Source organism: Pseudomonas sp. GW821-FHT02H09 (assembly GCF_059421425.1).
Genome location: NZ_JBWKVA010000027.1, coordinates 1 through 23,458, shown reverse-complemented (window position 1 = coordinate 23,458; position 23,458 = coordinate 1). Strand labels below are relative to the sequence as shown.

The 23,458-nt window shown below is 58.8% G+C and carries 23 protein-coding genes and 8 pseudogenes; 16 read left to right on the top strand and 15 right to left on the bottom strand.

Annotated features, from left to right (window positions below; translation table 11 throughout):
- The first annotated feature begins 207 nt into the window (after window positions 1-207).
- On the top strand, window positions 208-1,146 hold the full coding sequence (gene pbpG, locus AC07VR_RS27875) for a D-alanyl-D-alanine endopeptidase (protein ID WP_494994114.1): 939 nt from the start codon (window positions 208-210) through the stop codon (window positions 1,144-1,146).
- 91 nt (window positions 1,147-1,237) lie between these two features.
- Here pbpG and AC07VR_RS27870 read toward each other — a convergent pair whose 3' ends face one another.
- The gene (locus AC07VR_RS27870; protein WP_495013170.1) at window positions 1,238-1,969 is read right to left on the bottom strand and encodes a PA2778 family cysteine peptidase; all 732 of its coding nucleotides are present in this window, start codon (window positions 1,967-1,969) and stop codon (window positions 1,238-1,240) included.
- Between the two features lie 167 nt (window positions 1,970-2,136).
- On the opposite strand from AC07VR_RS27870, the gene AC07VR_RS27865 reads away from it, so the two are divergent.
- Window positions 2,137-2,307: a hypothetical protein gene (locus AC07VR_RS27865; protein ID WP_494994116.1), complete on the top strand. Its 171-nt coding sequence runs from the start codon at window positions 2,137-2,139 to the stop codon at window positions 2,305-2,307.
- An 86-nt stretch (window positions 2,308-2,393) separates the two neighbouring features.
- On the opposite strand, the gene AC07VR_RS27860 is transcribed toward AC07VR_RS27865, so the two are convergent.
- Window positions 2,394-3,143 (bottom strand): TerC family protein, encoded by a 750-nt coding sequence (locus AC07VR_RS27860; RefSeq protein WP_494994117.1) that lies wholly within the window; start codon window positions 3,141-3,143, stop codon window positions 2,394-2,396.
- A 29-nt stretch (window positions 3,144-3,172) separates the two neighbouring features.
- Complete coding sequence (locus AC07VR_RS27855; protein WP_495013169.1) at window positions 3,173-3,427, bottom strand: hypothetical protein; 255 nt, start codon at window positions 3,425-3,427, stop codon at window positions 3,173-3,175.
- 131 nt (window positions 3,428-3,558) lie between these two features.
- Between AC07VR_RS27855 and nhaR the strand changes: the two genes are divergently transcribed.
- Entirely contained in the window at window positions 3,559-4,464 is a 906-nt protein-coding gene (gene nhaR, locus AC07VR_RS27850; RefSeq protein WP_495013168.1) for a transcriptional activator NhaR, read from the top strand.
- A 4-nt stretch (window positions 4,465-4,468) separates the two neighbouring features.
- Here the strand turns inward: nhaR and AC07VR_RS27845 are convergent, their stop codons facing one another.
- Window positions 4,469-5,623, bottom strand: a complete 1,155-nt coding sequence (locus AC07VR_RS27845; RefSeq protein WP_495013167.1) for an MFS transporter — start codon at window positions 5,621-5,623, stop codon at window positions 4,469-4,471.
- A 270-nt stretch (window positions 5,624-5,893) separates the two neighbouring features.
- Window positions 5,894-6,403, bottom strand: coding sequence for a DUF1993 domain-containing protein (locus AC07VR_RS27840; RefSeq protein ID WP_494994121.1), 510 nt, complete (start codon window positions 6,401-6,403; stop codon window positions 5,894-5,896).
- 128 nt (window positions 6,404-6,531) lie between these two features.
- Here AC07VR_RS27840 and AC07VR_RS27835 point away from each other — a divergent pair, with 128 nt between their 5' ends.
- A complete protein-coding gene (locus AC07VR_RS27835; RefSeq protein WP_494994122.1) occupies window positions 6,532-7,179 on the top strand; it encodes a YceH family protein in 648 nt (215 codons plus the stop codon).
- A gap of 220 nt (window positions 7,180-7,399) precedes the next feature.
- Here the strand turns inward: AC07VR_RS27835 and AC07VR_RS27830 are convergent, their stop codons facing one another.
- Window positions 7,400-8,218: a shikimate 5-dehydrogenase gene (locus AC07VR_RS27830; RefSeq protein WP_495013166.1), complete on the bottom strand. Its 819-nt coding sequence runs from the start codon at window positions 8,216-8,218 to the stop codon at window positions 7,400-7,402.
- Between the two features lie 256 nt (window positions 8,219-8,474).
- Between AC07VR_RS27830 and AC07VR_RS27825 the strand changes: the two genes are divergently transcribed.
- The 4 genes from AC07VR_RS27825 to trhP all read left to right on the top strand — a co-directional run bounded on the left by AC07VR_RS27825 (window position 8,475) and on the right by trhP (window position 11,105).
- Window positions 8,475-8,822: a hypothetical protein gene (locus tag AC07VR_RS27825; RefSeq protein ID WP_495013165.1), complete on the top strand. Its 348-nt coding sequence runs from the start codon at window positions 8,475-8,477 to the stop codon at window positions 8,820-8,822.
- A 248-nt stretch (window positions 8,823-9,070) separates the two neighbouring features.
- Entirely contained in the window at window positions 9,071-9,265 is a 195-nt protein-coding gene (locus tag AC07VR_RS27820; protein ID WP_419117255.1) for a hypothetical protein, read from the top strand.
- A 112-nt stretch (window positions 9,266-9,377) separates the two neighbouring features.
- A complete protein-coding gene (locus tag AC07VR_RS27815; RefSeq protein ID WP_494994126.1) occupies window positions 9,378-9,560 on the top strand; it encodes a hypothetical protein in 183 nt (60 codons plus the stop codon).
- Between the two features lie 195 nt (window positions 9,561-9,755).
- The gene (gene trhP, locus AC07VR_RS27810) at window positions 9,756-11,105 is read left to right on the top strand and encodes a prephenate-dependent tRNA uridine(34) hydroxylase TrhP (protein WP_495013164.1); all 1,350 of its coding nucleotides are present in this window, start codon (window positions 9,756-9,758) and stop codon (window positions 11,103-11,105) included.
- A 34-nt stretch (window positions 11,106-11,139) separates the two neighbouring features.
- Here trhP and ctpM read toward each other — a convergent pair whose 3' ends face one another.
- A complete protein-coding gene (ctpM, locus tag AC07VR_RS27805; RefSeq protein ID WP_495013163.1) occupies window positions 11,140-12,822 on the bottom strand; it encodes a methyl-accepting chemotaxis protein CtpM in 1,683 nt (560 codons plus the stop codon).
- 249 nt (window positions 12,823-13,071) lie between these two features.
- Between ctpM and AC07VR_RS27800 the strand changes: the two are divergent.
- Together AC07VR_RS27800 and AC07VR_RS27795 are read left to right on the top strand one after the other, a co-directional pair.
- Window positions 13,072-14,388: pseudogene (locus tag AC07VR_RS27800) on the top strand (cache domain-containing protein); the annotation flags it as partial.
- A 102-nt stretch (window positions 14,389-14,490) separates the two neighbouring features.
- Window positions 14,491-15,246, top strand: coding sequence for a methyl-accepting chemotaxis protein (locus AC07VR_RS27795; RefSeq protein WP_495013205.1), 756 nt, complete (start codon window positions 14,491-14,493; stop codon window positions 15,244-15,246).
- A gap of 131 nt (window positions 15,247-15,377) precedes the next feature.
- On the opposite strand, the pseudogene AC07VR_RS27790 reads toward AC07VR_RS27795, so the two are convergent.
- The 4 pseudogenes from AC07VR_RS27790 to AC07VR_RS27775 all read right to left on the bottom strand — a co-directional run.
- Window positions 15,378-15,758 (bottom strand): annotated as a pseudogene (locus tag AC07VR_RS27790) (ATP-binding protein); the annotation flags it as partial.
- Between the two features lie 2 nt (window positions 15,759-15,760).
- Window positions 15,761-15,961, bottom strand: a pseudogene (locus AC07VR_RS27785) (response regulator); the annotation flags it as partial.
- Window positions 15,961-16,282 (bottom strand): annotated as a pseudogene (locus AC07VR_RS27780) (PepSY domain-containing protein). The pseudogenes AC07VR_RS27785 and AC07VR_RS27780, both read right to left, overlap by 1 nt.
- A pseudogene (locus tag AC07VR_RS27775) lies at window positions 16,282-16,374 on the bottom strand (PepSY domain-containing protein); the annotation flags it as partial. The pseudogenes AC07VR_RS27780 and AC07VR_RS27775, both read right to left, overlap by 1 nt.
- Before the next feature lie 136 nt (window positions 16,375-16,510).
- Between AC07VR_RS27775 and AC07VR_RS27770 the strand changes: the two are divergent.
- From AC07VR_RS27770 to codA, 3 genes are all read left to right on the top strand, one after another.
- On the top strand, window positions 16,511-17,590 hold the full coding sequence (locus tag AC07VR_RS27770; protein WP_495013162.1) for a patatin-like phospholipase family protein: 1,080 nt from the start codon (window positions 16,511-16,513) through the stop codon (window positions 17,588-17,590).
- Window positions 17,591-17,685: 95 nt separating this feature from the next.
- On the top strand, window positions 17,686-18,042 hold the full coding sequence (queD, locus tag AC07VR_RS27765) for a 6-carboxytetrahydropterin synthase QueD (protein ID WP_489072189.1): 357 nt from the start codon (window positions 17,686-17,688) through the stop codon (window positions 18,040-18,042).
- A gap of 242 nt (window positions 18,043-18,284) precedes the next feature.
- Window positions 18,285-19,538 (top strand): cytosine deaminase, encoded by a 1,254-nt coding sequence (gene codA / locus AC07VR_RS27760; protein WP_494994138.1) that lies wholly within the window; start codon window positions 18,285-18,287, stop codon window positions 19,536-19,538.
- 150 nt (window positions 19,539-19,688) lie between these two features.
- On the opposite strand, the gene AC07VR_RS27755 is transcribed toward codA, so the two are convergent.
- The gene (locus AC07VR_RS27755) at window positions 19,689-20,681 is read right to left on the bottom strand and encodes a diaminopimelate epimerase (RefSeq protein ID WP_495013161.1); all 993 of its coding nucleotides are present in this window, start codon (window positions 20,679-20,681) and stop codon (window positions 19,689-19,691) included.
- Window positions 20,678-21,106 carry a RidA family protein gene (locus tag AC07VR_RS27750; protein WP_495013160.1) on the bottom strand — a complete coding sequence of 143 codons (429 nt, stop codon included), beginning with the start codon at window positions 21,104-21,106 and terminating at the stop codon, window positions 20,678-20,680. The genes AC07VR_RS27755 and AC07VR_RS27750 overlap by 4 nt, the downstream gene beginning before the upstream one ends.
- A gap of 57 nt (window positions 21,107-21,163) precedes the next feature.
- On the opposite strand from AC07VR_RS27750, the pseudogene AC07VR_RS27745 reads away from it, so the two are divergent.
- Both AC07VR_RS27745 and AC07VR_RS27740 read left to right on the top strand, forming a co-directional pair.
- Window positions 21,164-21,373, top strand: a pseudogene (locus tag AC07VR_RS27745) (LysR substrate-binding domain-containing protein); the annotation flags it as partial.
- 181 nt (window positions 21,374-21,554) lie between these two features.
- Window positions 21,555-22,706 (top strand): MFS transporter, encoded by a 1,152-nt coding sequence (locus tag AC07VR_RS27740; RefSeq protein ID WP_495013159.1) that lies wholly within the window; start codon window positions 21,555-21,557, stop codon window positions 22,704-22,706.
- 24 nt (window positions 22,707-22,730) lie between these two features.
- Here AC07VR_RS27740 and AC07VR_RS27735 read toward each other — a convergent pair.
- Window positions 22,731-23,009: pseudogene (locus AC07VR_RS27735) on the bottom strand (TonB-dependent siderophore receptor); the annotation flags it as partial.
- Window positions 23,010-23,093: 84 nt separating this feature from the next.
- Between AC07VR_RS27735 and AC07VR_RS27730 the strand changes: the two are divergent.
- A pseudogene (locus tag AC07VR_RS27730) lies at window positions 23,094-23,292 on the top strand (Dyp-type peroxidase); the annotation flags it as partial.
- Here the strand turns inward: AC07VR_RS27730 and AC07VR_RS27725 are convergent.
- On the bottom strand, window positions 23,254-23,458 hold a 205-nt coding region (locus tag AC07VR_RS27725; protein ID WP_495013158.1), incomplete at its 5' end, for a hypothetical protein. The pseudogene AC07VR_RS27730 and the gene AC07VR_RS27725 overlap by 39 nt on opposite strands.

The window sequence follows — 23,458 nt, the reverse complement described above, 5'->3', positions numbered from 1 at the left end:
TCCCGCACACCACGGAAATCGTTTAGATACCACAGCAATGGAGCATCTCGTGTCAGGGATACCCCCCGTTTTTTTTATTTTTTTAAGGTTTTCGACTGGCTGCCGAAGAACAATCGACAGTTCTTCGACCATACTCATAAAATGTAACGTTTTTCGAGAAAGCCCCGTTACACAACGGCATATCCATCTTTTAACGAGTCCACCCGCGTGAAAATTCGTATTTCGATCCTGAGCCTGGTTTTCGCATTTACAGGCACTTTCATCACGCCGAGCGTCAACGCTCGTGAAACCATCGCGGCGCCCCGAGACACTTCCCATCTGCACATCGCATCCGGTAGCGCGATACTGGTCGACCTGCAGACTAATAAAGTCATCTATTCGAGCAACCCGGACGTCATCGTGCCGATCGCTTCAGTCACCAAGCTGATGACTGGCATGGTCGTTCTGGACGCCAAGCAGTCGATGGACGAATACATTTCCGTGTCGATCAGCGACACCCCGGAAATGAAAGGTGTGTTTTCTCGCGTCAAACTCAACAGTGAACTCAGCCGCAGAGAAATGCTGCTGATCGCGCTGATGTCCTCGGAAAACCGTGCAGCCGCCAGCCTGGCCCATCACTATCCAGGTGGTTATGCGGCGTTTATCGCTGCGATGAACGCCAAAGCCAAAGCGCTGGGCATGACCAGCACCCATTACGTCGAACCTACAGGCCTGTCGATCCATAACGTATCCACTGCCCGCGACTTGAGCAAGCTGCTGGAAGCCGCGCGCAAATATCCGATGTTGAGGGAGCTGAGCACCACCAAGGAAAAGACCGTGGCTTTCCGCAAGCCGAACTACACCTTGGGCTTTCATAACACCGATCACTTGATCAACAAGGCCAGCTGGGACATCAAGTTGACCAAGACCGGCTTTACCAACCAGGCCGGTCACTGCCTGGTATTGGTGACCGTTATGGGCGATCGCCAGGTCGCCCTGGTGATTCTTGATGCCTTTGGCAAATACACGCATTTCGCCGACGCCACCCGTATCCGAAACTGGGTCGAAACCGGGAAAAGCGGTTCCGTGCCGGAAGTTGCCGTACGTTACAAAGCTGAAAAGAACCTCAAGAACCGTCATGGTGGTGTAGCGCAGAGTGCTGATTAACCCTTGGGAAACCTAATGAAAAAGCCCTGAACGTCATGTCAGGGCCTTCACAACAAACGGCGCTCAAGAGCGCCGTTTTTTATCCCCTGAATCAGTGCGCGCCAACTGCCTGGGTTGCTCTCGCCGCGGCCTGCTCCTGGCCGGCCTGAGCCAGCTCATTAGCGGCTTTGAGCCAGCGCTGCTGGTCAACCTTGGCGGGTATCTGGGTCGGCCCCTGGATCAGCACAGCCCAACTGCCAGCATTCTCCCAAGAAGATTCAAAAGACTTGAAGTCGATCAGCAAACGGCGGTTCATCCCCGCGCGGAGCAAAACTGTCTGCTTATGACGGTTGTAGCCCGCGAGCACGGCGTACCTTGGCTCCGACCAGAACGCCGAGCCTTCGGTGAAACGCACCAGCACCGGGTAACCTGCCGCAACCTGGGTCAACAACGCGGGAAGATTATTGTCGAGCGGATAGACCACCATGCCGTACTCGCGCGCCAGGGCCTGCATATTCTGCTGCAGTCCGGCTTCACCGCCCGGTAAATGAAGTGGTTTATCCAACAAGCCCGGCGTGATCACGATACCTTGCTGGGACAGCATGCTGGCCAAAGCACTGGGCCCACTCTGATACAGCTCGCTACGAAAAAACGGCACGCCGTTGAGCTCGACGCGCTCCGGCAAACGCTGGATCTCTGGCTGCACGCTCCCGGCGCAACCGGCCAGGCTCAGAACACAAGCACCGATCAGCAGCGCAGATCGAAATCGAGGAAATACCCGCAACATCATTACTCTCTTGGTCAGGCGCCAGGCGAACACGCTCCCGGCTTGGCCCTCGATCATAGGGCCGTCTCGGGCGACGGTATAGCCTTGAACGGCAGTTTATTGCGCCCGATAGAGCGAACTGGTTGGTGGCTCTCGACCTTTGGTCAATAGCTTGAAACACATCAGCGACTAGACTGTCCATAGCAAAGAGTGTGCGCCCCAAGCAGGGCTAAAAGGAGGCACTTATGAGCCTGACAACGACAATCATCATGCTGATCTTTGGCTGGCTGGCCGTTGCCGCCGCGATGCTCTGGGGCGTGCTGCGCGTTACTCGCAGACACCATCACCCACACATCCAGCCAACCCCCATTGCGAAGACCGAAAAAACTGCCGGTCGCACCGCTACCGCGCACTGACTGAAATCCGCCCCCCCAAAAAAAAGAAAACGAAAACGGTCGCCGTGCCCTTTCGAGCACAGACGACCGTTTGCTGTTTGCGCTACTCAGGCCTCAACCGCAACCCGCTTCTGGCGAGCGCGGCGCGACAGCATATTCAAACCTTCAATCGTCGCCGAGAACGCCATGGCCGCGTAGACGTAGCCTTTCGGTACATGAGCGCCGAAGCCTTCGGCAATCAAAGTCATACCGATCATGATCAGGAAGCCCAGAGCCAACATCACCACAGTCGGGTTGTCGTTGATGAACTTCGCCAGGGGCTCGGCCGCCAGCAACATCACCAGCACCGAGACCACTACGGCAATGATCATGATCGGCAAGTGCTCGGTCATGCCGACGGCGGTAATGATGCTATCAATCGAAAAGACCATGTCCAACATCAGGATCTGACCGATCGCCGCGGCAAAACCAATCGATACACCGGAGGTCGCGGATGCCGTCTCTTGCGGCTCCGGGTCCATGCTGTGGTGGATCTCTGTCGTCGCTTTCCAGAGCAGGAACAGACCACCGGCAATCAGGATCATGTCTTTCCAGGAGAACACCTGGCCGAACACATCGATGACCGGTTCGGTCAACTGCACGATAAACGCAATGGTGCTGAGCAGGCCCAGACGCAGAACCAATGCCATGCTGATGCCGATGCGCCGCGCTTTGGCCCGGTGCTGCTCAGGCAGCTTGTTGGTCAAGATCGAGATGAAGATCAAGTTGTCGATGCCAAGCACGATTTCCATAACGATCAAGGTAGCCAAGGCCACCCAGGCGGTGGGGCTGACGGCGAGTTGTAAAAGATATTCCATGGGTCAGTCCTGACTCGGTGTTCGAAGGGTTAGATTTCCTGCGACGACTTTTCGCGTTGCTCGCCGTCATCAGCGGGCTTTTTCTTGTTACTGATCAAGCCCTGAGTCGCATCACTCAGTGCCTGCTCCGCAGCTTTGTGGGTATCGTCGATGGCTTGCCTGGCGCTCTCGCTCGCTTTGCCCATCAATTGCCGGGCACTTTTCTCGACCTGGTCGCAGCCACTGAGCGCAAATACCGAGAGCGCCAGCAGACTAGCGGCGCCAATGGATTGGAGTTTCTTCATGAGTTCCTCGATAGAACATACAGACCCAAGATGATGGCCTGTCCATAGCGCTGCATTCTAAGGAGGCAAATACTTCAGGAAAATTCGTATTTTTAGCAGCTATACTTCGATTTTTACGAACTTAATCCCCCATGCTCAATTATCGGCAACTGCATTACTTCTGGGTCGTGGCCAAGACCGGCAGCATCGTTCGGGCGTGTGAGCAGCTGAACCTGACGCCACAGACCATCAGTGGGCAAATCAGCCTGCTCGAACAGACCTACGGGATCGAGTTGTTTCGCCGGGTCGGGCGACAGCTTGAGCTGACCGAAGCCGGGCGCCAGACCCTGCCCTACGCCGAGCAGATGTTCCAGCTCGGCGGTGAGCTGGAGGCGATGCTAAGAGCCCAGCCCAATGAGCAACAGATTCAGCTCCGGGTCGGGGTTGCTGACGTAGTACCCAAGTCAATTGTCTACCGCCTCATCGCGCCGACCATGGAGTTGAGCGAGCCGATCCACATCACCTGCCGTGAAGACAAACTCGAACGGCTGCTTGCCGACCTGGCCATACAGCGTCTGGACCTGGTGATTTCCGACAGCCCGATGCCGTCACATCTCGACATCAAAGGCTACAGCCAGAAACTCGGTGAATGCGGGATCAGTTTTTTTGCCACCAGCGCCCTGGCTGAACGATATGGGAAAGACTTCCCTCGGGGTTTGCACGGCGCCCCACTGCTGATTCCCGGGCAAGAAACCGTGGTGCGCAGTCGGTTGTTGCGCTGGTTCGCCGAACAGCAGATCCAGCCACGCATCGTTGGTGAGTTTGATGACAGCGCCTTGATGCAGGCCTTTGGCCAATCCGGCAGCGGGATATTCATTGGCCCGAGCGTGATTGCCGACGAAGTGAAACGCCAGTATGGCGTGGAGTTGATTGGCCAGACCGATGCGGTAACCGAGTCGTTCTACGCCATTTCGGTGGAGCGCAAGGTCAAGCACCCCGGCATTGTCGCCATTACCGAAGGCGCCCGACGCGAGCTGTTTACCGCGATTGACACCTGAGGATTCAGGCGCAAACAGCGCGGGTTTTGGCGGTCATCAACAACAGCGCCAGCAGGATCGACAGCATGATGAAGCCCGCCGCTGCAAAACCGAGACTGGCCAGCCCCAACGTATCGATCACCCGGCCGCCAACCATCGCACCCAGCCCAATGCCCAGGTTGGCCCCGGCGATATTCAGCGACGCGGCGAAGGCCGGCGCCTGTGGTGCGACCTTCATCAAGCGGACATGGCTGACGAGGAACAACGCTGCCTGGGTGACACCCCATATGCCCATGGCAGCCGCCAACCCAACCGTCGAATGAATGCTTGGCACCAGCGCCACCATGCCGCCGATCATGAAGGCACAGAACACCATCGAGGCGATCAGTGGATGGCGATCAACCATGCGTCCGCCCAGTGAGTTACCGATCAACCCCACCGCACCGAAGCCCATCAGGCACCAGCCGACCACAGTGCCGTTGAAACCGGCAAGTCGCTCCAGGATGTCGGCCAGGTAGGTGTAAGCGGTGAACATGCCACTGAAGACCAGGATCGACAGCAGCACATGGCCCTGCATCAACGGACTGCGCAGAATTTTGAACTGTGAACGCAGGCTCACCTGTTTTTCATGCAACTGCGTCTTTGGCAGATAGATAAACAGCAGCAATGCCTTGGCAAACGCCACCACCGCCAGAATGGCAAACGCACTGCGCCAGCCGAATGCATCGGAAATCAAAGTGCCGACCGGAATCCCGAAGACGGTCGCGCAGACGATTCCAAAACCGATTTTCGCGATGGCGCGCCCGGCGTAATCCGGCCCGACGATGTCCACAGCCGTCTCGCTGGCCAAGGCCCAGAACACTGGCAAACCCAGCGCCGGAATCAACCGCGCCAGCGCCATTACACCTATGTTCGGCGCCACTGCCGCCAGGGTATTGGCCAGGCCAAACATGATCAGCACGCTGATAAACAGCCGCCTGCGCTCAAAGCGTGCGAAGTATGCGGTCAAGAACGGCCCGAACGCGGCCACGGTAAAAGCGAACAAGGTCACCAGTAAACCGGCCTGGGAGACGCTGACATCCAGGTCGCGAGCGATGGATGGCAACAGGCCAACAATGATGAATTCTGTGGTCAGCACGGTAAAACCGGCGGCTGACAACAGAAGGATGGGCAACAACATGCATTACTCCGCAAACGACGACGCCAGCGATAGCCCAAGGGCTCACTGGATATGAAAAAAGAGGATGGCGGATCTTAACAGAGTGTTTCCGACAGCGGTTACGCGAACCTGACCTATCGCCTTGAACACCCGGGCGGCAGGCCGTTATCGGTGCCTGGTCCAGGAAAAAAACAAGCGCATTGAGCCAAAAGCCTGAGTCCTGCCCCAGCAACATAAGAAAAGCCCGGAAAGGTTCAGACGAACCTTTCCGGGCTTTTTTGTCTTTGCGGTTTAGAACGCGCCCATGTAATCGCGTTTGCCGATTTCAACACCGTTGTGACGCAGGATCGCGTAGGTGGTGGTGACGTGGAAGAAGAACTGCGGCAGGCCGTAGGTCAGCAGATAAGCCTGGCCACTGAAGCGCTTCTCTTTCGGCGTGCCTTGACGGGTGATGATCTCGATCCCTTCCTTGCCATCGATTTGCGCCGGTTTGATGCCGTCGATGAATGCCAGGACTTTGCTGATCAGCGCTTGCAGCTCAGCGAACGTGGTTTCGGTGTCGTCGTACTTCGGCAACTCAACCTCGGCCAGACGCGCGGAAACGCCTTTGGCGAAATCAACGGCGATTTGCACCTGACGCACCAGCGGGAACATGTCGGGGTACAGGCGCGCTTGCAGGAAGGCATTTGGCTCGATGTTCTTTGCCGTGGCGTGGGCTTCGGCCTTGCTCAGAACGTCGCTCAAGGCGTTGAGCATTTGCTTGAAAACCGGGATGGAAGCGGCGTACAGGGAAATAGTCATGACAATCTCGCAGGTTGTGGCGGGAGGTGAACGTGACGCGATTATAGACATGCTTGGGCGCTCTGGCGGCTTGTCTTTTATTCTGCAAGGATTAGGCTAGTCGCCTTCGACAGCATAGGGAAAGCGCGATGAACACCGAGCACGATACCCCCATCGACGAACTGCGGCTCAACAGCACTGAACTCCGTATTCTCGGTTCTTTGATCGAGAAACAGGCCACCAGCCCGGAAACCTATCCGCTGACACTCAATGCACTGGTTATCGCCTGCAATCAGAAAACCAGCCGCGAACCGGTGATGAACCTCAGTCTGGGTCAGGTCGGCCAGAGCCTTCGCGTCCTTGAAGGACGGGGTTTCACTCGATTGGTCATGGGCAGCCGCGCCGATCGTTGGGAGCATCGGCTGGACAAGGCACTGGAGCTGGTTCCCGCCCAGGTGATTCTCGCTGGCCTGCTGTTCCTGCGCGGCCCGCAGACCGTCAATGAACTGCTGACCCGCAGCACCCGCATGCATGATTTCGAAGACAACGAACAGGTCGTGCATCAGTTGGAACGGCTGATTGCCCGAGGCCTGGCGTTGCTGCTGCCCCGTCAGTCCGGACAACGCGAAGACCGCTACATGCATGCGCTGGGCGACCCGGCCGATATCGAAGCGATTCTGGCTGCGCGCCAAAACCCGGTTGAGCGTGGCGCCAGCAGCGGCGTGTCGGTGGAGCGCATCGAAGAACTGGAAGCACGGATCGCGGCACTGGAAGAACGTTTGGCACGGCTGGAATAGCGCCCTGTCGACGCTTTCGCGGGCTTGCCTTGTTCGGCCTGGAGAGCACGCAAACCGTCGTAGCAGTTGCCGCCAGGCTACGTCCGGCCGCGCAGCGGTCGTAAATCCGGCTACCTCGGTCTTCCTGCAAAGACGCGATTGCCCCTATTACGACCGCTGCGCGGCCGGACGTAGCCTTCGGCAACTGCTACGGGGGGAGCGTCGTTCCCGAGACAGCTAATCAGCCCCGTGCGAAGGCGACCGCCTTCTGGAACTGCTCCTCAGTGGGGCGCACGCCGGTGTACAACACGAACTGCTCCAGAGCCTGAATGGCGATCACCTCCAGCCCGGTGATCACCCGCTTGCCTTTGGCCTGGCCACGCAGGATCAGCGGTGTTTGCGACGGAATTGCCACCACATCAAAGACTGTTTGCGCGGCGTCGATGGCATCCGCTTCGAACGCCAACTGATCGACTTGCGGCCCACCGGCCATACCAATCGGCGTGACGTTGATCAGCATCTGTGGCCGTTGGTCACCCAGCTCAGCCAGCCATTGGTAGCCCAGGGAACTCGCCAGGGCGCGACCGGCCACTTCGTTACGGGCCACAATTAAACCGTTTTTGTAACCGCCATCGCGCAAGGCGCTGGCCACTGCCTTGGCCATGCCACCGCTGCCGCGCAGCGCAAAGGTCGAACTTTGCGGCACTTCATGCTTGTTCAGCAGTTGCTCGATGGCGATGTAATCGGTGTTATAGGCCTTTAGATGGCCATTGGTGTTGACGATGGTGTTTATGGACTGGATGGCCTTGGCCGAATCATCCAGTTCATCGACCAGCGCGATGCAGGCTTCCTTGAACGGCATCGAAACCCCGCAGCCACGGATGCCCAGAGCACGAATTCCGCCGACTGCACCAGGCAGATCGTTGCTGCTGAAAGCCTTGTAATAGAAGTTAAGGCCCAGTTGCTCATACAGATGATTATGAAAACGCAGGCCGAAATTCCCGGGTCGCCCAGACAATGACATACACAGTTGGGTGTCTTTGTTCGGGTTCATCAGCATGTTTATCTCCTTCAAATAGAACTTTCAGATGGACGGGATTAGCCAGCCCACCGATTCTGTTCGATCATAGTCCTGTAAGGTTCAAGTACCTGATTGTGTATCAAATCAAGGTAAAGAAACCGGTACAGACCTTACACAATATTTACTGAACGGCTTCGCAGTTTTTTCAAAAAATGCTGTCTTAGAAGTATCCCCGCGACAAACTGTGGGTCTATTGCAGACCACAAGCGCAGGGGCTGGAACCCGAGGAATAGCCATGATTCGTAAAATCCCCACAATAGCCTTGCTCATCGGTGCACTCGCTGTCACCGGACAGGCGTCTGCCCACGATCACCGTGGTGGTGGTTGGGGTTGGGGTGGTCCGGCCCTGTTTGGCGCTGTTGTCGGCGCTGCGGTAGTGGGCTCGGTAATCACCAGTCACGATCGCCCGGTCTATGTTGAGCAACCGGTGTACGTGCAACCTCAGCCGGTTTATGTCCAGGCTCCACCGCCTGTCTATTACCAGTCGCAACCGGTTTATGTGCAGCCGGCACCGGTTTACTACGGCCCGCCACCTGGCTACTACGGCCCACCGCGCGGTTATTACGGTCCACCACGTTGGTAGTTATCACGCTGTGAATGCATCAGGCCCCGCCTCAAAACGGGGCCTGATGCATTGTAGAACCTGAACAACGTCTGAATAGATCCTGCCAGGGTCGCTGCTGAGACAGTGGCTACGGCTGAATTTGGCATGATAGATCCGACTGTCGCCTTCGCACCTCGATGCAACGACTGTCATATTTATGTCATGACACCTCAGCAAGATCTGACTTGTCCATATAAGCAGGCCCATAAAAACAAGGACGACCCACAATGCCGACTCAGAATCCCCACCGCACTGCCGGCCTCTGCACATCGAGCAAGGTCTACAGTGCGCTGACCGAACTGAAACACCTGGAAGGCCATCGAAGTGCCAAGTTCCTGTCTTTACTGGCCGAGAACCTGGTGCGAAAAGGCCTGTTGAATGATCAGGAAGTGGTGAACATGCTCGATCAGGTCGTCGACTGACACCAGGGTCGCGTTGAATTTCGCCTGCGTCGATGTCCACTATCGAGCGCGATGATTTTTCGTTGAGCCGGCAGGTCCGTAAGGTAGCCCCCATAGATTGATGGAGGTACTTATGCCCAAGGTTCATATCATGTCCGTTATCGGCAGCGCCGTTCCCGCACCGCTCAGAGAGCTGGGACTGCTCGCCTGTTGGTATCTGGTGCAGGACGGCGTGCCGATCAGCGGTCCGCTCACTTCACTCCCGGCCGCTCAGGCGCTGTCGCAAAGAATGGGTTCCCATGGTTTGCACGCCTAGGCAAAAAGTACACTGCCACTGGCGCCCGGACGATCCCCGCCCCCACCGCTGGCAACAGCACTGACAGCCTCCCCTTGATGCGTCATCCGCAATGGCGCGCCGCAGTGCCATCTTTGTTCATGGCGCATAGATCCAGATCAATAAATCCCGGACGCGACTCGATTACCCTCCCGGCCTTTTGCGATCGACACGACCATGCCCCTTGCCACTCCGGAACTCCTCGCCCCTGCCGGCTCCCTGAAAAACATGCGTTATGCCTTCGCCTACGGTGCCGATGCGGTGTACGCCGGGCAGCCACGCTACAGCCTGCGGGTGCGCAATAACGAATTCGACCACGCCAACCTGGCCACCGGCATTCGTGAAGCCCGGGCCCAGGGCAAGCGTTTCTATGTGGTGGTGAATATCGCCCCGCATAACGCCAAGTTGCGTACCTTTCTCAACGATCTGGAACCGGTGATCGCCATGGCGCCGGATGCGCTGATCATGTCCGACCCCGGCTTGATCATGTTGGTGCGCAAGCATTTCCCGCAGATGCCGATTCACCTGTCAGTTCAGGCCAACACGGTGAACTGGGCCAGTGTCGAGTTCTGGCAGCAACAAGGCTTGAGCCGGATCATCCTGTCCCGCGAACTGTCCCTTGAGGAAATCGCCGAGATTCGCCTGCAGGTCCCAGGCATGGAGCTGGAAGTGTTCGTTCATGGCGCGCTGTGCATGGCCTATTCCGGTCGTTGCCTGTTGTCGGGTTACCTGAACAAGCGCGATGCCAATCAGGGCAGTTGCACCAACGCCTGCCGCTGGCAGTACAAGGCACAACCAGCGGTAGAGAATCAATTGGGCGATATCGTCAAAGCGTTTCAACCCGAACCGGCCCAGCCAACGCTGGGCCTCGGCGCACCGACCGATCAGGTATTTGTGTTGCAGGAAACCAATCGCCCCGAAGAGCTGATGCCAGCATTCGAGGACGAGCACGGCACCTACATCATGAACGCCAAGGACCTGCGCGCGGTGCAGCACGTCGAACGCTTGACCAGGATGGGTGTGCACTCGCTGAAAATCGAGGGCCGGACCAAATCGCATTTTTACTGCGCACGGACCACTCAGGTCTATCGCCGGGCGATCGATGACGCCGTTGCCGGCCGGGAATTCGACCGCAGCCTGATGACCGATCTCGACTCCCTGGCACAACGCGGGTACACCGAAGGCTTTCTACGCCGGCATGTGCATGACGAATATCAGAACTACCAGAACGGCAGCTCGGTGTCCGAGCGTCAGCAGTTCGTCGGTGAGCTGACCGGCAAGCGACGTGATCGACTGGCCGAAGTCCGCGTGAAGAACCGCTTCCTGCTCGGCGACCACCTGGAGTTGATGACCCCCAAAGGTAACTTTCATTTCGATTTGCATCAGTTGTACAACGTCAAAGGAGAACCCATTGAGGTTGCGCCGGGAGACGGGCACACGGTGTATTTGCCGATCCCGGATCAGGTGGATTTACGCTTTGGGTTGTTGATGCGGGATGTGCGAGTGAGTGCGCCAGCTGAGCGTTGATCGCTCCCACGCAGAGCGTGGGAGCGATCAGGACTCAGATGCGGAATTGCCCCACCAACTTGCCCAAGCGCTGGCCAAGCTCGGCCAGACTGCGAGAGGTCTGTGCACCGAGTTGGGTTTCGTCGGCCACGTTGTCCACCGCCACGGCGATCTGGTGCACGCTGCGATTGATCTCTTCGGCCACCGCCGTTTGCTCTTCGGCGGCGCTGGCGATCTGCGCGTTCATCGAGTTGATGGTGCCGATCAACTGGGCCATGGTGTCCAGCGAAGCACCGGCCTCGTTGGCCTGGGCCGAAGTACCGTCACCGGCATCGCTGGAACGGCGCATGGCTTCTACCGCTGATTGAGTGCCCTGTTGCAGGCGGTCGATCATGCCCTGGATTTCCTGGGTACTTTGCTGGGTGCGGCTAGCCAGCGCCCGCACTTCATCGGCCACCACCGCAAAACCACGCCCGGCCTCACCGGCGCGGGCCGCTTCGATGGCCGCGTTGAGTGCCAGCAAGTTGGTCTGATCGGCAATCGAACGAATAACGCTCAGCACACTGACAATAGACAACACATCTTTTTGCAGGCTATCAAGGGACGTGCCGCTGCTGCGGATATCGCTGACCAACGCGTGGATCTGTTTGATGCTGCCATCCACCACGCGCTTGGCGGCCTGCCCCTCTTCATCGGTCTGCTGCGCAGCAACCGCGGCGCCCTGGGCGCTTCTCGCGACTTCCTGAGCCGCCGAGGACATCTCGTTGATCGCCGTTGCCACCTGATCCGTCTCGTGACGCTGGCGTTCCATGGCCTGCTCCGAACGCTGAGCCTGATCGGAAACCTGTGTCACCAGACCGGTCAACTGCGAGGTCATTTCGGTGATTTGTCGCACCAGGCCGTGGATCTTGTCAACGAAGCGATTGAACGAGCCGGCCAAGTCGCCCAGCTCATCCTGGCTGGTAATCGCCAGACGACGAGTCAGGTCGCCCTCACCTGCGGCGATATCGTCCAGGTTGGCTTTCATCAAGTGCAGCGGACGCAAAATGGTGTTGGCGACGAACATGCCTACCACCGCAATCACCAGCAGCACCACGACGGCGATGCCGACGATGCTCAGCACCACGCCTTGCATGCGCTCATGAACCTTGGCCTCGACCACTGCGACCTGGGCCTCGATCCCGTCCAGGTTGACTGAAGTACCGATGGCCATGTCCCACTTGGGCAGGTATTCGGTGTAGCCGAGCTTGGGTACCAGAACTTTCGGGTCGCTCGGCAACGGCGAGCTGTATTGCAGGTAGTGAGTACCGTCCTTGGCGACTTTCACCAGGTCACGGTTGACATACACGCCATTCGGATCGCGGTTGTCCTTGAAGCTCTGACCCACGCCGTCCGGGCTGTTGCTCTTGAACAGGCGCACCGTTTGCGAGTCGTAACCGAAGAAGTAGCCATCCTTGCCATAGCTGATGCTCGACAGCAGCTTGACCACTTGCGCCCGGGCCGCGTCATCACCCGGTGCCGCCGCGTCGTACAACGGCTTGATCGCGCTCATCGCCACCGCCACATAACTTTGCAGCGTCGCCTTGGCATCGGTCAGCAGGCGCTGACGGGTTTCGTCGACTTCTTTGCTGGCCTGTTCTTGCAGAATGAACACCGTAGTCAGACTGATAACCAGCGCAAACAGTAAGACCGGGAGTACCGCGAGGGATAAAACTTTGGCCTTCAGGCTTAGGCGCATGGCATTCACTCTTGATTTTATTGGCGTGGTTAAGCCTTTAACGGCACGCCGGATCAAAAGTTGAGGGGTCGTCCCGCAAACACAGACCAAAGGTCGCCTGGCTGTCCTTAAACGACGATTTGTCGCTTGCATTCAATGAGCACAATAAAAAATTAAAACTATTTACTTGTCTAAAACGTTTCAGCAGCACTTCTTTAAATGAATGGATAAAGAAACAAAAAGTGCCGCCGCTACAGTGCGAAGACTCTCATGTTCTATCCAATCAAGGACGTCTCCATGTCGATCAGACAGCTTTCCATTCAATGGAAAATTACCCTTCTGGCCGGACTCTGCCTGCTCGGCATTGTCACGTTGCTGGTAGGGCTTTCGCTTTATCGCATGGAGCACAATTCCGAGCTGGTCAAAGCCTCGAGCATGGAGATGCTCAACGAAGCGGCTCAGGCACGTATCGAGGCTAAGGGCGAAGTCCAGGCGCTGGGCATTCGCCAGCAATTCATGGACGCCTACCAATACGGTCACGGCTTCTCCCGCCAGGTACTGTTCCTGCGCGAACAAGCCGAGAAGCGTTTCCTCGATGCCTTCGACCTTCGTGAAGACCTGACCCGTCAGGTCAAGTCGGCGTTGCAAGCCAACCCGGAACTACTCGGTCTGTCGCTGGTGTTTGAAGCCAATGCGCTGGACGGCAAGGATGAGTTGTTTGCCGGCCAGAAAGAAATCGGCAGCAACGAAAAGGGCCGCTTTTCCCTGTACTGGTCGCAACCGACACCGGGCAAGCTGACCTCAATGTCGCTTCCGGAAAGCGACATTGCCGACACCAGCACCGGCCCCAGCGGCGAACCGGCCAATGCCTGGTTCACCTGCCCACGCACCACACTCAAGCCTTGCGTGATCGAGCCCTACTTCTACATGATCGACGGCCAGAACGTGCTGATGACCAGCATCGTCTTCCCGCTGATGGTCGACGGTAAAGTCATCGCCTCGCTGTCCGTCGACATCAACCTCAACAGCCTGCAAGCGGTCAGCCAGCAAGCGAGCAAGAAACTCTATGACGGCCAGACCAGCGTCAGCATCATCAGCCCGGTCGGCCTGCTGGCCGGCTACAGCGCGGACGCCGGAAAACTGAGCCAGCGTCTGGACATGGTCGACAAGGCCAGCGGCGCCGAGCTGGTCCGCATGCTCTCCAGCGGCAACCGGACCCAGAGTCTGCGCAGCGATCAAGAGCTCAAGGTGCTCTCACCGTTTTCGCCGATTCCTGGCGGCAAGTCGTGGGGCGTGCTGCTCGACGTGCCGGAAAAGGTCCTGGTCGGCCCGGCTGAAACCCTGAAGAAAGAACTCGACCAACGCAGCACCGCCGGCACCCTGATCGAACTGAGTCTGGGCCTGTTGGCGGCAGTCATCGGCCTGTTGCTGGTCTGGTTGATGGCCCGCAGCGTGACAAAACCAATCCTCGGCGTGGCGCACATGCTCGAAGACATTGCCAGCGGTGAAGGTGATCTGACCCGACGCCTGGCATACGACAAGCAGGACGAACTGGGTCAGCTGGCCGGCTGGTTCAACCGCTTCCTCGATAAGCTGCAACCGATCATCGCCGATGTGAAACGCTCGGTGCAGGACGCCCGCAGCACCGCCGACCAATCAGCCGCCATCGCCACCCAGACCAGCGCCGGCATGGAGCAGCAATACCGTCAGGTTGACCAGGTGGCCACCGCCTCCCACGAAATGAGCGCCACCGCGCAGGACGTCGCCCGTAGCGCCGCGCAAGCGGCCCAGGCCGCTCGCGACGCCGATCAGGCGACCCGTCAGGGTTTGACCGTGATCGACCGCACCACCTCCAGCATCGACAACCTCGCCGCGGACATGAGCACGGCGATGACCCAGGTCGAAGGCCTGGCCGCCAACAGCGAGAAAATCGGTTCGGTGCTGGAAGTCATTCGCGCCATCGCCGAGCAGACCAACCTGCTGGCACTCAACGCCGCCATTGAAGCCGCTCGCGCAGGTGAAGCCGGACGTGGATTCGCCGTGGTCGCCGACGAAGTACGCAACCTGGCCCGCCGCACTCAGGAGTCCGTAGAGGAAACCCGCCAGGTGATCGAACAGCTGCAAAGCGGTACTCGGGACGTTGTCGGCTCTATGAGCAACAGCCATCGTCAGGCTCAAGGCAGTGTCGAGCAAGTCAGCCAGGCAGTCACGGCCCTGCGTCAGATCGGTGATGCCGTGACCGTGATCACTGACATGAACCTGCAGATTGCCAGCGCTGCCGAAGAGCAAAGCGCCGTGGCCGAAGAGATCAACAGTAACGTGGCGACCATTCGTGACGTGACTGAGTCTCTGTCGGGGCAAGCCAACGAGTCGGCGCGGGTCAGCCAGTCGCTGAACAGTCTGGCTAACCAGCAGCAGAGCTTGATGGATCAATTCAGGGTTTGATCAGCGGTTGGCGGTGTTGATCGTTCCCACGCTCCGCGTGGGAATGCATCCCGTGACGCTCCGCGTCACATCCACAGCGGACGCAGAGCGTCCATGGCAGCGTTACCACGCGGGAGCGTGGGAACGATCGATTAACACCCAGCCAACTCAATCACCACCTTCAACCCGCCCGGCTCACTACCCTGCAACTGCAATACCCCGCCCCTCGCCTCGACGATATCACGCACGATGCCCAACCCCAGGCCATGGCCATCGGTCTGTTCATCCAGCCGCGCACCGCGGCTCAACACCTGATTGCGGTTCTGCTCGGGAATCCCCGGCCCGTCATCCTCCACCACCAGGCGAAAGCCCTCGGCCGTCTCGACGATGCTCAGTTTCACCTCGGCATCCGCCCATTTGCAGGCATTGCGTGAACGCTAGAGGCTGTCTTCGGTATGCGCGAGCAGATGGTTGATCTGCGCCACCAGCGGTTCCAGCTCAACCGGCACTTGGGCGTCCAGTTGTGAACGCTGGCGCGCCACTGGGTCAGCACCTCAAACCCGGGTAAGCCTGGCAACCCCAGGTCGAGAATAATCAAGTCATAGGGTTCGCTGCTGGCCTGATACACCGCATCACGGCCGTCGGCCAGCCAGTCGACGGCATAGCCCTGGCGATTGAGCCCGGCCATCAACTCGTCGGCCAGCGGGACGTGGTCCTCCACCAAAAGCAGGCGCATCAATCATCTTCCTTGTCTTTGAGCAGCTCACCGGTGTTGGCGTCGAGTTCGATTTCATGCACCACGCCCTCGACGGTCAGCAGCTCGATGTCATAGATATAGCGCGCGTTCGTCTTTATGCTCCTCGAACTCGGCTTCCAGCAATCTGGCTCCGGGGTAGCGTTGCAGAGCCGGCCCCAGCAGTTGCTCAAGCGGTGCGATCACCCCTTGCTGACGCAGGCGCAGGGCTTGGTCCTGATCAAGATCAAGGGCCACTGCCACCGAGCAAAAAGCCAGTAGCGCCAGCGCCATTTGGCTGCCGGCGCGCAGATTTACCTTCATTACGTATCCTGATGATTCTTGAGAACCTGCTCGCAGACGGCGTCCAACTCCAGGTCCCACTCAACACCCTGGACATCGCGCAGTTCAACCTGAATAGACGTAAACCTATAGGCCCCACGATAACCACATCAACTTAACGGAAACTGAATTGCCTTCATTGCCGTCCTGGAAACCGCGCACCGACGGTAAAATCTTCTACAATCGCCGATCGCCAGACATGAGGTCGGTATGACCGCTATCCACATCAAGTTCCCCGCCCTGACCCTCAAAGCCGGAAAACGCGCTTTCACGCGGATCCGTGAAAACGGCTTGAGCGCCGCCGACGTCGGTACGCTTCCGGGCGCCGCCGGTGGGCCGAAAGCCTTGGGTATTCAGGGTCTGGATCTGGCGTTGTTTGGTGAATGGCTGCCGGCGGCCCCGCGGGAGCGCTCGTTGATTGGCGCCTCTGTCGGTTCCTGGCGCTTCGCCAGTGCCTGCTTGCCGGACCCCGCCGAAGGGATCAGACGCCTCGGTCAGCTCTACAACGAGCAAAGTTTCGGCAAAGGCGTGACCATGGCGCAAATCAGCCTGCGTTCGCAGCGCATGCTGCACGACCTGCTCGACGGTCGCGACGCCTCGATCCTCAACAATCCTGACTACCGACTGAACATCGTCGTGGTGAAAAGTCACGGTCTGCTGGCCGATGATCATCGCGCGCGGTTGGGTCTTGGCCTGTCGTCGGTGATCGCCGACAACCTGCGCGGGCGCTCACGCCTGTCCCGGCATTTCGAACGACTGATCCTGCATGATCCGCGCCTGGCGCCGCCGCTCAATGCCCTCAACGACTTCCCTTCGCGCTTTGTGCCTCTGGACGCTACCAACCTGCGCCAGGCCTTGCTGGCCTCGGGCTCGATCCCGATGATCATGGAAGGCGTGCGCGACTTGCCCGGCGCGGGTGTCGGCACCTATCGCGACGGCGGCCTGCTCGATTACCACCTCGACCTGCCCTACAGCGGCGATGACATCGTGCTCTATCCACACTTCACCAACCGGGTGATTCCCGGCTGGTTCGACAAGCCCCTGCCGTGGCGCCGCGGTAACCCGCAGCGGTTGCAGGACGTCTTGCTGCTAGCGCCCTCCAAGGATTACCTGGCCCGCCTGCCCTATGGCAAACTACCGGATCGCAACGACTTCAAGCGTTTCATCGGCGATGACCTCAGCCGACAAAACTATTGGCGCACAGCCATGGACGAAAGCCGCCGGCTCGGTGATGAGTTCCTTGAATTGGCCGCGAACGGTCGGCTGGGGGAGAACTTGTTGACCCTTTAGTCAGTGTTTTCCCGCATAGACAAACCCAAGCTGTTAAACTCGTCACCTGCTTTCATCGCCGCGGGCGATAGCCACCTGACAGAGCTCAAACCACTGTGGAAATCTTCAAAGAATTTACCTTCGAATCCGCCCACCGCCTGCCCCACGTCCCGGAAGGCCACAAATGCGGACGCCTGCACGGTCACTCGTTCAAGGTGGCGATTCACCTGAGCGGGGATCTCGATCCGAACACCGGCTGGATTCGCGACTTCTCGGAAATCAAGGCGATCTTCAAGCCGCTCTACGAGCGCCTCGATCACAACTATTTGAATGACATTCCTGGCCTGGAAAATCCAACCAGCGAGGTCCTGGCCAAATGGATCTGGAACGAGTTGAAGCCCCTGCTGCCGGAGCTCAGCGCGATCCGCATCCATGAAACCTGCACCAGTGGCTGCATCTATCACGGCGAATAAGCCGGCGATCAAAAAAACCACCGGGCCCGGTGGTTTTTTTATGCCTGTCACTTCGGTTTTTGGACCGTTACAGTCAAGGCCGGTTCCTCGGTTAAAAGGTATTGGCTCCATACCGTCCATCACATGACTAAATCGTTGGGTTGAGCGCAAATGGTGGACGTCTTTTTCCGCTATCGTGATCGTTACCCGCACCTGACTGCTTATGCGGTGCGTACCCAAGAGTGAATAAAAGGACTGTCGCGATGCATATCATCAACGCCCGCCTGCGCAACCGCGAAGGTCTGCATGAACTGCACCTGGAAAACGGCCTGATCGTCAGCATCGCCCGGCAAACCGAAGCGCCGACACTGGGCCCTGAAGACCTGGATGCCGGTGGCAATCTGGTAGTACCGCCCTTCGTCGAACCGCACATTCACCTGGACGCCACCCTCACCGCCGGCGAGCCGCGCTGGAACATGAGCGGTACCCTGTTCGAAGGCATTGAATGCTGGGGCGAACGCAAGGCGACCATCACCCAGGAAGACACCAGGACCCGCGCCAGCAAGACCATTCGCGCCCTCGCCGCCCACGGCATCCAGCATGTGCGCACCCATGTCGACGTCACCGACCCCAGCTTGACCGCGCTCAAAGCAATGCTCGAAATACGCGAAGAAAGTCGCCACCTGATCGACCTGCAGATCGTCGCGTTCCCCCAGGAAGGCATCGAGTCTTACCGCAATGGACGGGAGCTGATGGAAGAAGCCATTCTCCTGGGCGCCGATGTGATTGGTGGCATACCGCATTTTGAGTACACCCGCGATCAAGGGGTGAGTTCGATCAAATACCTGATGGACCTGGCAGAACGCACCGGCTGCCTGGTAGACGTGCATTGCGACGAAACCGACGACCCGCATTCGCGCTTCCTCGAAGTGCTCGCCGAAGAGGCCCGCAGCCGCGACATGGGCGCCCGGGTCACGGCCAGCCACACCACCGCCATGGGTTCCTACGACAACGCCTACTGCGCCAAACTGTTTCGCCTGCTTGGGCATTCCGGGATCAGCTTCGTCTCCTGCCCGACCGAAAGCATTCACCTGCAAGGACGCTTCGATAACTTCCCGAAACGCCGCGGTGTAACCCGCGTCAACGAGTTGCTTGAAGCCGGAATGAATGTCTGTTTCGGCCAGGACTCCATCGTCGATCCCTGGTACCCGTTGGGTAACGGCAACATCCTGCGGGTGCTCGAAGCCGGTCTGCACATCTGCCACATGCTCGGTTATCGCAACCTGCAAAGTGCCTTGGACCTGGTCACCGACAACAGCGCCAAAGCCATGGCTTTGGGTGATCGTTATGGACTGGAACCAGGTCGCCCGGCCAATCTGCTGATTCTGTCAGCCGACAGCGACTACGAAATGATCCGCAGCCAGGGGCTGGCGTTGTATTCGATTCGAGGTGGGGAAGTGTTGATGAAAAGGCAGATGCCACAGGTGGAATGGGTTGGGGATTCGAGCTACAGCTGATTGCCTTTAGAGACTCGCTCGCCGGACTGACGCCATCGCGAGCAAGCCCGCTCCCACACTGGATCGCAGTCGTTCACAAATTAAGTGTTCGCTGAAGATCTAATGTGGGAGCGGGCTTGCTCGCGATGGCGTCAGTCCGGCTCCGTTGCTCTAAGGGATGATCCTCGCTGTCCCGAACAATCTGACGCGACTCAACTCGCCGTCCTTTTCCTCCAGAAAGATCGGCGCCGTGCCGCCCGGCATGACCACCGAGACCTCCCCCGCCATCACCCAACCCACGCTCCAGGCAGCACAAGCCACTGCGCTGGCACTGGTACCGGAGGACGCGGTCGGGCCTTCACCGCGTTCGAACACCCGGGCGACGATCCGCCCTTCAGATTCACGCATTGCCCATTGCAGGTTGACCCCTGCCGGGCATGGCTCGCCAGCACCGGCCGGCATCGCAAAAGCGATGCGAGTCAGGCCTGAAGATAAATCGGGCTCGCGCATCTGCTCATTACCGGGTAGCGCAGCCGCTTGCGATACCAGGGTCACGCAATGGGGGTTGCCGACGCGCACGAACTGGCTGTGATCCCACAGAGGGTTCAGCCTGGAAAGCGGCGGCACCTTGTTCAGACTGCGACCGTTCAATTCAGCCGCCGCAACGCCTTGAGCACCTGTGGCCTGCGGACCGAATGCCGGTTTGCCCAGGTCCAGCCAAAACCCGCGAATGCCGTCAATCCCGGCCGACTCTACCGAGGTTTCCACCGGCGACACAGCATCACGCTTGTCGTGATGAACCTTGAGCACGCACGCCCCCTGCTCCGGCATCAAACCCTGCTCAGTCAACGCCTGAGCAAAAATCGTCAAACCGTTACCACTGCGCTCGGCCAGGCTACCGTCAGTGTTGACGATCAGCAGGTCGTAGGGCGGTGCGGACTGAAACGGACCGATGAGCAAACCATCCGAACGATGTGCCTTGGCGCCAGGCGGCATGGCTTGGGGTGCCCAGCCGCAAAAGGCTTCCACTGCCTGCAACGCCCAGGTATCGCGGGTTTGAGCGGCCAGGCGGGCCTGCTCAGGCAACTCGATTCCCCTTTGACGCAGAGCATCGGGAGAGGCAACAGCGTAGATATTCCCGCGGGCATCATAGAACTGCGTCATACAGCAACGGCCGCCAGCGCTTCAATCTCGAACAACATGTCGTCCAGCGCCAGCCTCGGCACCGGGATCAAGGTGCAGGCCGGCTTGGGTAACGAACCCCAGACCCGATGCAGTTCCTCGCCGAAGATTTCCAGACGCTCCAGGCTGTGATCAACGATCAGCACCGTCAGTTTGGCGACATCGGACACCTCGGCATCGGCCGCCGCCAGGGCGATCTGCAGATTTTCCAGCGCCTGCCGGACCTGTTCGGCGAAGTCGCTGGATAACTGACTCTGCGCGTTCTCGCCGCCCTGCCCGGCGATAAACACCAGCCGTGCGCCAGCGGCGACCTGGGCCACATGGGAATAACCATTGGCGGTCGGATCGTAAAGCCCTGGCGGGTTCGACAGTTGTAGCGTTGGCGCGTGTTTTTTATCCGTTTGCATCGAGATCTCTCCTTGTTTGAGGCCAGTAGTACAACGAATAACTTTCCGCTTATTTGATCGGCAATGCTACCGGCCGGACTGGGCATCGGCGCCCTGCCCTCGTTCATTGCCTTGCCGTTGCTGGAAAGCGGTCAGTTGCAACGGGTCTTGCCGGAACATTCGATGTCCCGACGCGGTATCTACGCGCTGTACGCGAGCAACCGCCATCTCTCGCAAAAAATCCGGGTGTTTGTCGATTTTCTGGCTGAGAGGTTAAGTCAGGGGTGACATTGCAAGATCAGTTGGGCGGCCGGGATCCTTGCGGCCGCCATCGCCAGCGGCTACGGGAAATGTCAGAGATTCCTTGACCGACTGACATTACGGATTGTCCGCGCCTCGCCCGACGCCGCCTGATGTGCAAGGATGTTGCGCCGCACATTGTTATCCGCCGGATTGCCAAGGATTTTTCATGACCGCCATCAGTACCCCAGCCCCCGTGGTCCCCGGGCGCCTGGAGCAAATGTCCACCCGTATCGCCTTCTTCATCGCCGGTTTCGCCATCGCCGCCTGGGCGCCGCTGGTGCCTTACGCCAAAGCGCGGGCCGGACTCGATGAAGGAACACTCGGCTTGTTGCTGCTGTGCCTGGGGGTCGGCTCGATCATTGCCATGCCGGTGGCCGGGATCCTGGCTTCGCGCTTCGGTTGCCGTCGGGTGATGACCGGCGGGACGATGTTGATCTGCCTGGCTCTCCCGCTGTTGGCGACGGTTTCCTCGACTCCGTTGTTGATCGCCGCGCTGTTCATGTTCGGCGCAGGGCTGGGTTCGGTGGACTCCACGGCGAACCTGCAAGCGGTGATCGTCGAACGGGCCAGTGGCAAAACCATGATGTCGGGCTTCCACGGATTGTTCAGTCTCGGCGGGATCGTCGGCGCGGCCGGGGTCAGCGCTCTGCTGGGCCTGGGAATACCGCCGTTGGGTGCCATGCTGGTGGTAATCGTGTTTCTGGTGCTCGCTTTGCTCAAGGCTGCGCCGCATCTGTTGCCCTATGCCAGCGAAAGCTCAGGTCCAGCCTTCGCCGTACCCCATGGCGTGGTGCTATTTATCGGCAGCCTGTGCTTTATCGTGTTTCTCGCAGAAGGCACGGTGCTCGACTGGAGCGCGGTGTTCCTGACGTCCGAGCGCAATCTCGACGCCGCCTACGCGGGCTTGGGTTATGCCGCGTTTGCCCTGACCATGACCGCCGGCCGTCTGACCGGCGACGCCATCGTGTACCGGCTCGGCGCCACGCGAGTGATCGTGTTTGGCGGCCTTACCGCCGCTACTGGCCTGTTGCTCGCAACTCTCGCCCCAGCCTGGGAAGCGGTATTGATGGGCTATGCGTTGGTGGGGGCGGGCTGTTCGAACATTGTGCCGGTGCTGTACACCGCCGTCGGCAAACAGAACGTCATGCCCGAAAGCATCGCCGTGCCGGCCATTACCACCCTGGGCTACGCTGGCATCCTCGCCGGGCCCGCGCTGATCGGTTTTATCGCCCATGGCAGCAGTTTGAGCATTGCCTTTGGCTTGATTGCGTTGCTGTTGCTGGCCGTTGCGGCCAGCGGGAAAGTGTTGAAGGTTTAAAAGCTATCAGCCCCCTACGCTGGCCTACACAAAGAACGTGCATGGCGCGCCGACATAGATCCCCGAGTTTTTGTCGCTCGAGCGGGTGAAGTACTGGCGATCGAAGAGGTTCTTCACCCCCGCGCCGAGTTTCAGGTTCGACAACTGCGAGCCGAAGTCATAATCACCGCGAACGTTCCAGGTCACGTAACCCGGCATGTCACCGTACTGACCATCAGCGGTACCGTCAGTGATGTAATTGCCGCTGAAGCTGCCATCGGCGTTGATGCCGGTGCCCGGGGCATGCTGTCTGGACTGAACAAACAGGCTTTTCTTAACCCGAGTCAGCGCCTTGAAGAAAGAGACCAGTGCTCTCACTGAGGCTCTAGAGAAGGCGTCGCGCGAGACGCAGGAGAGTTTGGTACATAACTTCATCGGTTATGCGCGTTCGCCAAAGCCGATTGAGCAGATGCTCGATAATATGTTTGTCGGAAGACCGGCGGGCAACTATGACCGATTGCTTGATTTCAGCACGGCGGTCACTAGAGGCTTGTTCTTCGTTCCTTCATCAGACCTGCTCGAAGAGCTTGCTGATCGCAAGCCTTAGGGGAAGCGCAGACAAAAAAAGGGCGAGCAAACGGTCGCCCCTTGATGGAGCAATTTCTGTGTAGGAGCGAGCTTGCTCGCGAAGGACGTTTGATCGTTCCCACGCTCCTGCGTGGTAACGCATCCCGGTGACGCTCTGCGTCACATGGACGCGGAGCGTCCAGGGC

Excerpts from the sequence above, each read along its gene's own strand:
- AC07VR_RS27855 (WP_495013169.1), bottom strand. The coding sequence starts at position 3,427 with ATGAAGAAACTCCAATCCATTGGCGCCGCTAGTCTGCTGGCGCTCTCG.
- AC07VR_RS27750 (WP_495013160.1), bottom strand. The coding sequence starts at position 21,106 with ATGCAAACGGATAAAAAACACGCGCCAACGCTACAACTGTCGAACCCG.
- AC07VR_RS27740 (WP_495013159.1), top strand. The coding sequence starts at position 21,555 with ATGACCGCCATCAGTACCCCAGCCCCCGTGGTCCCCGGGCGCCTGGAG.
- trhP (WP_495013164.1), top strand. The coding sequence starts at position 9,756 with ATGCCCCTTGCCACTCCGGAACTCCTCGCCCCTGCCGGCTCCCTGAAA.
- AC07VR_RS27830 (WP_495013166.1), bottom strand. The coding sequence starts at position 8,218 with ATGCTGATGAACCCGAACAAAGACACCCAACTGTGTATGTCATTGTCT.
- AC07VR_RS27845 (WP_495013167.1), bottom strand. The coding sequence starts at position 5,623 with ATGTTGTTGCCCATCCTTCTGTTGTCAGCCGCCGGTTTTACCGTGCTG.
- AC07VR_RS27870 (WP_495013170.1), bottom strand. The coding sequence starts at position 1,969 with ATGATCGAGGGCCAAGCCGGGAGCGTGTTCGCCTGGCGCCTGACCAAG.
- ctpM (WP_495013163.1), bottom strand. The coding sequence starts at position 12,822 with ATGCGCCTAAGCCTGAAGGCCAAAGTTTTATCCCTCGCGGTACTCCCG.
- AC07VR_RS27840 (WP_494994121.1), bottom strand. The coding sequence starts at position 6,403 with ATGACTATTTCCCTGTACGCCGCTTCCATCCCGGTTTTCAAGCAAATG.
- AC07VR_RS27825 (WP_495013165.1), top strand. The coding sequence starts at position 8,475 with ATGATTCGTAAAATCCCCACAATAGCCTTGCTCATCGGTGCACTCGCT.
- AC07VR_RS27815 (WP_494994126.1), top strand. The coding sequence starts at position 9,378 with ATGCCCAAGGTTCATATCATGTCCGTTATCGGCAGCGCCGTTCCCGCA.
- AC07VR_RS27860 (WP_494994117.1), bottom strand. The coding sequence starts at position 3,143 with ATGGAATATCTTTTACAACTCGCCGTCAGCCCCACCGCCTGGGTGGCC.
- AC07VR_RS27795 (WP_495013205.1), top strand. The coding sequence starts at position 14,491 with ATGGAGCAGCAATACCGTCAGGTTGACCAGGTGGCCACCGCCTCCCAC.
- AC07VR_RS27755 (WP_495013161.1), bottom strand. The coding sequence starts at position 20,681 with ATGACGCAGTTCTATGATGCCCGCGGGAATATCTACGCTGTTGCCTCT.
- codA (WP_494994138.1), top strand. The coding sequence starts at position 18,285 with ATGCATATCATCAACGCCCGCCTGCGCAACCGCGAAGGTCTGCATGAA.
- AC07VR_RS27770 (WP_495013162.1), top strand. The coding sequence starts at position 16,511 with ATGACCGCTATCCACATCAAGTTCCCCGCCCTGACCCTCAAAGCCGGA.
- AC07VR_RS27820 (WP_419117255.1), top strand. The coding sequence starts at position 9,071 with ATGCCGACTCAGAATCCCCACCGCACTGCCGGCCTCTGCACATCGAGC.
- AC07VR_RS27835 (WP_494994122.1), top strand. The coding sequence starts at position 6,532 with ATGAACACCGAGCACGATACCCCCATCGACGAACTGCGGCTCAACAGC.
- AC07VR_RS27865 (WP_494994116.1), top strand. The coding sequence starts at position 2,137 with ATGAGCCTGACAACGACAATCATCATGCTGATCTTTGGCTGGCTGGCC.
- nhaR (WP_495013168.1), top strand. The coding sequence starts at position 3,559 with ATGCTCAATTATCGGCAACTGCATTACTTCTGGGTCGTGGCCAAGACC.